Origin of the sequence: Streptomyces flaveolus, assembly GCF_044765825.1 — a bacterium.
Classification (GTDB): Bacteria; Actinomycetota; Actinomycetes; order Streptomycetales; family Streptomycetaceae; genus Streptomyces; species Streptomyces flaveolus.
On record NZ_JBIWKU010000013.1, the window covers coordinates 40,933 to 49,148 of the forward strand.

7 protein-coding genes are annotated in these 8,216 nt (G+C 73.2%); 5 read left to right on the forward strand and 2 right to left on the reverse strand.

Annotated features, from left to right (window positions below; all coding sequences use genetic code 11):
- Nucleotides 1-3: 3 nt before the first annotated feature.
- The 3 genes from ACIRG6_RS31480 (at nt 4) to ACIRG6_RS31490 (ending at nt 3,322) form a co-directional block, all read left to right on the forward strand.
- Nucleotides 4-1,923, forward strand: coding sequence for a DUF2264 domain-containing protein (locus tag ACIRG6_RS31480; protein ID WP_364684659.1), 1,920 nt, complete (start codon nt 4-6; stop codon nt 1,921-1,923).
- Between the two features lie 129 nt (nt 1,924-2,052).
- A complete protein-coding gene (locus ACIRG6_RS31485) occupies nt 2,053-2,412 on the forward strand; it encodes a hypothetical protein (RefSeq protein WP_239769649.1) in 360 nt (119 codons plus the stop codon).
- Nucleotides 2,413-2,575: 163 nt separating this feature from the next.
- Nucleotides 2,576-3,322, forward strand: coding sequence for an esterase/lipase family protein (locus ACIRG6_RS31490; protein ID WP_364684656.1), 747 nt, complete (start codon nt 2,576-2,578; stop codon nt 3,320-3,322).
- 98 nt (nt 3,323-3,420) lie between these two features.
- Here ACIRG6_RS31490 and murQ read toward each other — a convergent pair whose 3' ends face one another.
- Together murQ and ACIRG6_RS31500 are read right to left on the reverse strand one after the other, a co-directional pair.
- Nucleotides 3,421-4,317, reverse strand: coding sequence for an N-acetylmuramic acid 6-phosphate etherase (gene murQ, locus ACIRG6_RS31495; protein WP_364822545.1), 897 nt, complete (start codon nt 4,315-4,317; stop codon nt 3,421-3,423).
- A gap of 48 nt (nt 4,318-4,365) precedes the next feature.
- Nucleotides 4,366-5,310 carry a MurR/RpiR family transcriptional regulator gene (locus ACIRG6_RS31500; protein WP_364684654.1) on the reverse strand — a complete coding sequence of 315 codons (945 nt, stop codon included), beginning with the start codon at nt 5,308-5,310 and terminating at the stop codon, nt 4,366-4,368.
- A gap of 208 nt (nt 5,311-5,518) precedes the next feature.
- Here ACIRG6_RS31500 and ACIRG6_RS31505 point away from each other — a divergent pair, with 208 nt between their 5' ends.
- Together ACIRG6_RS31505 and ACIRG6_RS31510 are read left to right on the forward strand one after the other, a co-directional pair.
- Nucleotides 5,519-6,520, forward strand: a complete 1,002-nt coding sequence (locus ACIRG6_RS31505; RefSeq protein ID WP_350718516.1) for an N-acetylglucosamine kinase — start codon at nt 5,519-5,521, stop codon at nt 6,518-6,520.
- Nucleotides 6,521-6,528: 8 nt separating this feature from the next.
- A complete protein-coding gene (locus tag ACIRG6_RS31510) occupies nt 6,529-8,085 on the forward strand; it encodes a sodium:solute symporter (protein ID WP_364822540.1) in 1,557 nt (518 codons plus the stop codon).
- The last annotated feature ends 131 nt before the right edge of the window (nt 8,086-8,216 follow it).

The window sequence follows — 8,216 nt, forward strand, 5'->3', positions numbered from 1 at the left end:
ACGATGCCCGTCGCACCCCATCTGCACCTGCCGCCGACCGACCGGGTCCTGTCCTCACGGACCGGCTGGACCCGTGCCCACTGGGAGGCGACGGCCGACCGGATGCTGGACGCGCTCGTGCCGTACGCGACACCCGGCTTCGCCCAGTACCGGCTGCCGGGCCGGAACAGCTGGTCGGGTGTCGTGTCGGACGGACTCGAAGGGTTCGCCCGCTCCTTCCTGCTCGCGGCCTTCCGGACCGCCGGCGCGGGCGGCGCCGTGGACCCGGCACTGACCGAGCGCTACGCGGCCGGCCTGGCGGCGGGAACGGACCGCGGCGGCAAGGAGGCGTGGCCCGCGCTGACGGACTGTTCGCAGCAGATGGTCGAGGCGGCCTCCGTCGCGGTCGCCCTGCACGAGAGCCGTCCGTGGATCTGGGACCGCCTGGACAACGGGGTGCAGGAACGTGTCGTCGACTGGTTCTCCGGCTTCGTCGGCGGGCGCACCTGGGACAACAACTGGCGCCTCTTCCAAGTGGTGTCGGAGGAGTTCCTGGCCTCGGTGGGCGCCCCGCACAGCCGTCAGGACATCGACTCCGGCCTCGACCGGATCGAGGACTGGTACCGGGGCGACGGCTGGTACACCGACGGGGACGGCCGGAACTTCGACTACTACAACGGGTGGGCGCTGCACCTGTACCCGCTCCTGTGGTCGCGGATCGCGCAGGACGACGGGGGCCGGACGGCGGTGTACCGGGAGCGCCTGCGCAGATTCCTCGAGGACTACCCGCACTTCTTCGGCGCGGACGGCGCGCCCGTGCACCAAGGACGCTCGCTCGCGTACCGGTTCGCCGCCCTGGCCCCGGTGTGGACGGGCGTGCTGGCCGACTGCACGCCGCTCGCCCCCGGGCTGTCACGGCGCCTCGCCTCCGGCACGCTGCGGCACTTCGTCGAGCGCGGCGTGCCGGACGAACGGGGGCTGCTGCCGCTCGGCTGGTACGACACTTTCCTCCCCGCCACCCAGCCCTACTCCGGCCCGGCCTCCCCGTACTGGGCGAGCAAGGCCTTCCTCGGGCTGCTGCTCCCGGCGGACCACCCGGTCTGGACGGAACGGGAACTGCCCCTCCCCGTCGAGGAGTCCGACACCCGCAGGGCGCTCCCGGCGCCGGGCTGGCTGCTGCAGGGCACCCGGCACGACGGCATCGTCAGGCTGATCAACCACGGCAGCGACCATCAGCCGCCCCAGGGCGAGGACGCCGACCCGGCCGAAGGCGCCGAGGACCCGCACTACGCGCGGCTCGCCTACTCGACCGCCACGGCCCCGGAGACGGCCCCGCACGCGGTGGCGCGGGCCCTCGACAACCACCTGGCGCTCCTGTCGCGGGGCGGCACACCGTCACGGCGCACCCGGATCCACCCCCTGCGCTGCGAGGACGGGATCGCCGCGTCCTGGTACGCGGCCCGGTTCCCGGGCGACGACCACCGGTACCGCGTCGAGACCACCAGTGTGCTGCACGGCCCGTGGGAGATCCGCGTCCACCGGATCGAAGCACCGGAAGGGGCGTCGGTGCGGGAGGGCGGGCACGCGGTGGCGCACGCCGAGAGCCCCGCCGCGCTGACCGGGGCGGGCTGGGCGCTGACCCGTACGGCCGACGGGCTGAGCAGTGCCGTGATCGCGCTGCACGGCTGGGGCGACGGTACGCAGCGGGGCACGGCGGAGGTGGCCCGGGACGTCCAGTCCAACGCCTTCGGGCCGCGCTCCGCGATCCCGTACCTGCGTCTCGACGGTCACCCCGGGGGCCGCAGCACGCACGTGTCCCTGGTGGCGCTGTCCCGCGACCGGATCGATCCACAGGCGCTGCGCGACGTGGTGTCCGTGCGGGCGGGTACCGGGAGTCCCACGGTGGCGCTGGCGTTCCTGGACGGCACGACGATCGAGGTCTGAGGGAGGCGGCCGTGGTGCAGAGCCGGCACCCTCCGGGAGAGGGCCGGGGGTCTCGCGTGAGCCCACCACAGGGCCCCTGCGAGGACCGGCGCTCATGGCGGCGGCCTCCGGCGCATAGAATCCGGTCTCATGCCGAAGCCTGACGAGCTGATCATTGACATCGCCGCCCTCGTGGAGTCGGGGCAGAGCAGTCAGATGTCCCTGACCGTGGTCGCCGGTGGTGCCGTCGTCACCGGTCGCCTGGCTCCCGAAGCCGTGTGGCGGCAGAGGGTGTCGGAGGTACTGACGGACTCCGCCCAGCTGAGCGACTTCTCCACCGTCTTCGACGCTCCCGCGAAGAAGGACGGACCGCCCACCCATCTGCACTTCCACGTCGCCCGGATCCTGCAGGGCACGGTGGGAATCCCGGAGACGGGCGGGATGTACCGCGTCGCGATCGAGGACGTCAGCGCCTGGACCGTGGGCGACTTCAGCTACTCCGACGGCTGACCCGCAGCCACGCGCCGGCCGGGCCCGCCCCGGCCGGCGTCGCGGTTCCGGGCGCGGACGGCGCCCCCGCCGCCACTGGTGATTTCACCGATGGCAACCGTTCCGCCCCCCAGGACTCTGGGTCGGGTCAACGCACCCCCGACCCCACATCCTGGAGGGCTCCATGCGTCTCCGCTCCCCACGCCGGCTTCTCGGCGCACTCGCCGCCGCCACCGTCGCCTTCAGCCTGTTCTCGTCGGCCCCGACGGTCAGCGCGGCGGACTCCGGCGCCGCCTCGGCCGTCTCCGCGTCGCCGGCAGGCACGGCCGCTCAGCCGCTGGCGACCAGCACACCGGTCGTCTTCGTCCACGGATACACCGGCAACGCGTCCAACTGGGTCACCGCCATGAGCGTCTTCCGGCTCAACGGCTGGTCGAGCTCGGACCTCTTCGCCTACGAGTACGACTCGTACGGCGACAACGTCACCAATGCCCGCGGTCTCGCCTCGTTCGTCGACAACGTCAGGGCGCGGACCGGCGCGGGCAAGGTGGCCATCGTCAACCACTCGATGGGCGGCCTCGTCAGCCAGTACTACCTGAAGGTGCTGGGCGGCAACACCAGCGTCAGCCACCTCGCCTCGATCGCCGGCGCGAACCACGGCACCACCTACGCCGGTGCCTGCCTGATCTACACCACCTGTCAGCAGATGTACCCGGGCTCCTCGTTCATCTCGCAGATCACCGCGGGCGACGAGACGCCGGGCTCCACCCGGTACGCCACCTGGTACTCGGCGTGCGACGGCATCATCATCCCGTACACCAGCACCCGGCTCAGCGGTGCGACGAACAACAACGTGCTCTGCCAGACCCACATCGGCTACCTGGCCGACACGGTGGTGCTCGGACAGATCGCCCGCTTCGTCGCCTCCTGACCCACGGGCGCGGACGGGGACCGGGCGGTCCGCCGTCCCCCTCCGCGGGGCCCGGCCCCGGGCGGCAGCGGGGCCGGGCCGCCGAGCGCGACGGGACGTCAGCCCGCCGCGACGGCCGCCCGCGTGTCGCCCCCGGCCTCGGAGAGGCGACGGGCGGCCTCCTCGGCGGTGCACTGTGCGAGCAGCATGACGATGGCGGTCTTGGCCTGTCCCTCCGCCGCCAGCAGCGCCTCGGCGGCGGCGTCGGGGCCGGCACCGGTTGCCTGGACGACCATGCGGCGGGCCCGGTCGACGAGCTTGTCGTTACTGGCCCGCACGTCGACCATGAGGTTGCCGTAGACCTTGCCCAGACGCACCATCGACGCCGTCGAGAGCATGTTGCAGACCATCTTCTCCGCGGTGCCGGCCTTGAGCCGCGTCGACCCCGTGACGACCTCGGGACCCGTGGGCACCTCGATCGGGATGTCGGCGTAGCGGCTCACCACCGCGTCCGCGTTGCAGGCGACCGACACCGTGACGGCGCCCTTGGCGGCGGCGTGCCGCAGTCCGCCGACGACGTAGGGAGTACGGCCGCTGGCGGTCAGGCCGACGACCGTGTCCCGCTCGTCCACGCCGATCCCGTCCAGGTCGGCGATGGCCCGCGCGGGCTCGTCCTCGGCCCCTTCGACCGCGACGGCGAAGGCGCCCGGGCCGCCCGAGAGCAGGCCCACGACCTGCTCGGGGGAGGTGCCGAAGGTCGGGGGGCACTCCACGGCGTCGAGCAGGCCGATCCGTCCGCTGGTGCCGGCGCCGAGGTAGATCAGCCGGCCGCCCAGGCGCAGCGACCGGGTGATCGCCTCGACGGCCTCCCCGATCTCCGGGAGGGCGTCGCGTACGGCCAGGGCGACGCTCTGGTCCTCGGCGTTCATGACGGACAGCAGTTCGGTGACCGGCATGCGGTCCAGGTCGGTGGTCCGCTCGTTGCGGCTCTCGGTGCCGAGCGTGCTGAGGTCCACGGCGCGGTCGTCCTTTCGGTGCTGGGCGGTCGGGATCCGGGGCGGCGGTCAGTCGCCGGGGGAGCGGCGCTGCGGCTGGGGGCGCCTGCGGCGCTGGACGGCTCCGTAGGTCTTCTCGAGCGCCGCGGTCGTGGCGTCGAAGGACCGCTGCGCGACCCCGACGAACAGGCAGTCGATGAGGGCCAGTTGGGCGATGCGGCTGGCGGTCGCGCCGGAGCGGAAGGGGGTCTCCCGGGCGCAGGTGGCCAGGACGAGATCCGCGCTCACGGCGAGGGGGGAGCGCGGCGCGTTGGTGAGCGCGATCGTGGTCGCGCCGCGCTCGGCGGCCACCTGGAGGGGTTCGACGGTGTCCTCGGTCTCCCCGGAGTGGGAGATGGCCAGGGCGACGTCGCCCGGTCCGAGCAGGGCGGTGGCGGTGAGCGCGGCATGCCGGTCGGTCCACACGAAGGCCGTGTGGCCGATGCGGTGCAGTTTCTGGTGCAGGTCCTGGCCGACGAAGGCGCTGGCGCCGACACCGAAGATGTCGATCCGCCGCGCGCCCGCCACGGCGTCCACGGCGCGGCCCAGCACCTCGACGTCCAGCCCGGCTCCGGTGTCCTCCAGAGCGTGCATCTCGTTGTAGACGATCTTCCGGACGATCTCGTCCAGCGTGTCGGTGGCGCTGATGTCGGTGCCGGGGGCCGGGCGGACGCCCCCGCGTGCGTCCTCGCGGGCCGCGGCCGCGGCCAGCGCGAGCCGCAGCTGCGGATAGTTGGTGATGCCTATGGCCCGGCAGAAGCGCATCACCGTCGCCACCGAGGTGTGGGCCCGCTCGCCGAGCGCGCTGATGGACAGCTCCGACGCCTGCGCCGGATCGGCCAGCACGGCCTCCGCCACCCGTCGCTCCGAGGGAGCCAGGGAGGGCAGCGCCGCCCTGATGCCCGCCAGGGTTCCGGCCGGGGACGGGTCCTCGGCGGGCCGGTCCGTCGCGGGGCGTGGTTCCTGGTGGGGCATGGGCCGTTCCCTCCTGGGTTGGTGGCCGACACAGTAGCCACGCCCCCGCACGGCGTCAAAAAGTTACGTAGAAAATCGAGCGAGGTTACTTATTGACATGCGGATGTCGGCGTTCCGATACTCGCTGGACCGTGATCCGCATCCCGGACTCCCGGGCCGCACGGTGACCGACCGACCCGACGGATCCCTGGACACGAAGGCGTGCCGTATGACATCAGCAGTGGCGGTGGACCTGGGCAAGACCGGCTGCCGAGCCGTGCTGTGGGACGACACCGGACCCGTCCAGGAGACCCACGACGTGCCCGGCGCCCCCGGGCTCGCCACCCGTGACGGAGTGGCGGCGGCCCGCGCCGCTGTGTGCGCCGCCGTCCTGCCGCTGCTGGAACGGCGGCCCGCGCCGCGGCCCGCGGCCCTCTGCGTGGGCGCCGCGGGAGCCGCCTCCGCACCGGAGGCCTCCCGCGCCCTCGCCGAGCGGCTCCTGACGGACCTGCCCGTGCCCCGCGTGGCCGTCACCAGCGACGCCGTCACCGGTCACGCCGGCGCTCTCGGCGGGCAGCCCGGCGTGGTGCTCGCGATCGGTACGGGCTCCGTCGCCGTCGGCATCGGGGCGGACGGCGCCTTCGCCCGCGTGGACGGCTGGGGCCCGTGGCTCGGTGACGAGGGCAGCGGCGCCTGGATCGGCGCCGCCGGACTGCGGGCCGCGCTGCGCGCCCACGACGGGCGCGGACCGGCCACCGCGCTGCTGGATGCCGCCGTGGAGCGTTTCGGCGCCCCGGACCGGCTGCCCGTCGCCGTCGACCGGGACGGCAACCCGGCACGCACCACCGCGTCCTTCGCCCCGGAGGTGGCGCGCGCCGCCGCCGCGGGGGACGACGTCGCCGCCGGCATCGTGCGCCGGGCCGCCGCCGCACTGGGCGAGACCGTCCTCACCGCGGCCCGCCGGACCGGCGGCGCCGACGCCCTGCCCGTCGCCCTGACCGGCGGACTCACCGGCCTCGGCGACGTGCTCCTCGGCCCGCTGCGGGCGTCCCTCGCCGACGCCCCGCTGCCCCTGCGGCCCCAGGATCCGCTCGGGGACCCGCTGGACGGCGCACGCCTGCTGGCACTGAACCCCTCGCTTCCCCACGAACCCCACGTCGTCCGTGCCGGGCGGCCGACGTCCGCCCCCACCGTCCCCACCCGGCCGGCGACACCGCCGGCCGTTGCTTAGGAGTGAGCGTGCGTCAACTCGACCTCGTGGTGATCGTCGTCTACCTCGTGGCGATCGCCTGGATCGGTCTGCGGCTGGCCGGCCGGCAGAAGACCTCCAAGGACTACTTCGTCGGTGAAGGCCACATGCCGTGGTGGACCGTGGCCTTCTCCGTGGTGGCCACCGAGACCAGCGTGCTCACCGTCATCAGCGTGCCCGGCGGCGCGTACAGCGGCCAGGCCTTCGGCAACGTCGAGCTCGCCCTCGGCTACGTCATCGGCCGCGTCGTCGTGGCCGCCGTACTGATCCCCCTGTACAAGCGCGGCGGATTCGTCAGCGCCTACCAGTACCTGGGCAGCCGGTTCGGGCTGAGACTGCAGGGACTCGCCTCGGTGACCTTCGTCTTCACCCGGCTCCTCGCCGAGGGCGTACGGCTGTTCGCCTCCGCCATCCCGATCAAGCTGCTGCTCGACGAGTTCGGCGTCCACGCGAGCTACCGCGTCATCATCATCGCCGTCACCGCGGTCACCGTCCTCTACACCTACCTCGGCGGCATCAAGGCGGTCATCTGGACCGACACCATCCAGATGGTCCTGTACGTGGGCGGCGCCCTCCTCGCCATCGGCGTCCTGTCCGCCCACGTCGGCGGCGACGGCTTCTCGCAGGCCCTGCACGCGGGCAAGTTCCAGCTGTTCGACACCGACTTCGACCCGGCCCACATCCTCACCAGCCCGTTCGCCCTGCCGACCGCCGTCATCGGCGGCGCCATCTTCGCCATGGCCAGCCACGGCTCCGACCAGCTGATGGTCCAGCGCGTCCTGTCCACCCGCTCGCTGCGCGACGGCCAGAAGGCCATGATCGCCTCGGGTGTCTTCGTCACCGTGCAGTTCGCCGCCTTCTCCCTCGTCGGCGCGCTCCTGTGGTCCTACAACAAGGGCCGCAGCTTCGAGGAACTCGGCCTGAGCAGCACCGACAACCTCTACCCGGAGTTCATCCTGCACGGGCTGCCCGTGGTCGTCTCCGGACTGCTCGTGGCCGGCATCCTCGGTGCCGCGATGGGCTCCCTGTCGTCGGCGCTCAACTCCATGTCCAACTCGACGGTCGCCGACATCATCCACAGCTTCTTCCGCAGCACACCGTCCGAGGAGTTCCTGCTCAGGATCGCCCGCGTGATGACCCTCGTGTGGGCGGTGCTGATGGCCGTCTTCGCCTGCGCCTTCAGCACCAGTACCGGCAACGTCTACCTCACCGGCCTCACCATCGCCGGCTACACGTACGGCGCGTTGCTCGGCGCGTTCCTGCTCGGCCGCCTCGTCCGGCGGGCCAACGAGACCGACTCCGTCGTGGCGTTCCTCGTCACCATCGCCGTGATGACGTACCTCGTGCGCGGCGTGAAGATCGACGTCACCGTCGCGGGCGCCACCGTGCCGACGGGCATCGCCGCCCAGTGGCTGGTGCCGATCGGCGTCCTGGTCACCCTGGCCGTCGGCGCCCTGATGAGCCTGTTCCACAGCGCCCCTACGGCCACGGACGGCCTCGACGACACCGACCCCGACCGCACCGAGACGGCCGCGGTCCGGAAATAGCGGCGCGCACGCGCCGCCGCGGCGGGGGCGGCGGGCCCGCCCCCCCCCCCGACCCCCGCCCCAACATCCCAGGCGCACCCAGGCCCCCCCCACAGCACACCCCCGCCCCGGGCCGCCCCCCCCGCCGGGCG